Source organism: Geobacillus sp. ZGt-1, assembly GCF_001026865.1.
Lineage (GTDB): Bacteria > Bacillota > Bacilli > Bacillales > Anoxybacillaceae > Geobacillus > Geobacillus thermoleovorans.
Genome location: NZ_LDPD01000109.1, coordinates 1 through 907, shown reverse-complemented (window position 1 = coordinate 907; position 907 = coordinate 1). Strand labels below are relative to the sequence as shown.

At 30.5% G+C, this 907-nt stretch carries 1 protein-coding gene; it reads right to left on the bottom strand.

The features are described 5' to 3' along the window. Positions 1 to 907 (bottom strand): hypothetical protein (locus tag VU18_RS18180; RefSeq protein ID WP_047758490.1); only part of this gene is annotated, 907 nt, incomplete at both ends.

The following is a 907-nucleotide window of genomic DNA, read 5'->3' as shown; positions in this document are numbered from 1 at the left end:
CTCCAAAAATGGATTTGGAAACAATTCTTTAAATAATTCACTATTTCGAAATCGCACTCTAGTCTGTTTTTGAATTTTTTCCCCATTCTCAAAATAACCGTAACTCCACTCAAATTTACCTAATTCTTCTTGACCAAAAAAATTCATTTCTTCAATATATTTATTTCTCATCTTGTAAATAGGGTGTGAGGAGTTTTTAATGTATTTTTGGAGCATTACTTCATTGGCACCTGAATCGAAACCTGAAAAATGATAAAATACTAAAGGTTTTCCATTTACAAAATACTTTCCATTTTTACCTTCCGTTATATTTCTTTTTGTTATATTCCAAGTAGCTACATTATATCCGGGATGCTTTAATATATAGACATCAAAAAAACATGGGGCTAAATCAATCCACTTTTGATCAGTAAATAATCCCTTTTCAATCATATTATCATAACAATATAAGTCTAACCTGTCTGTCCACCAGTTTATAAATTTCCGCGAGGTCTCTCCTCTACGAATTGCTAAAAATCCTAGATTAAAAACACCATATCTTAGAGAACTAATCTCATTATCAATAATTGCACCTATGTTATCTTTATCCTCTGGCTCGCACAAGTGAGGAGTTAAAACGATTTCATGTTCATCTAGTATACCCTCTAAATCACTTAAACTGCCATACACCTTTATATCAGGATCGAGGTATACTATCTTTTCATCACTATAATTATCTAACAGAAATTTAAATAATTGACCTTTAACAGCAGTACATGCCTCAACTACATCATATCTAAAAATAAAGCTTTCAAAATTTTCAATTTGAAGATCTTTTGCTAAGATAATTTCATCAAATATTTCATTAAAATGCTCCAAACACTTATCTAACTGTCTTTCTACTAGGCAGACAACCACTTTTACTTGT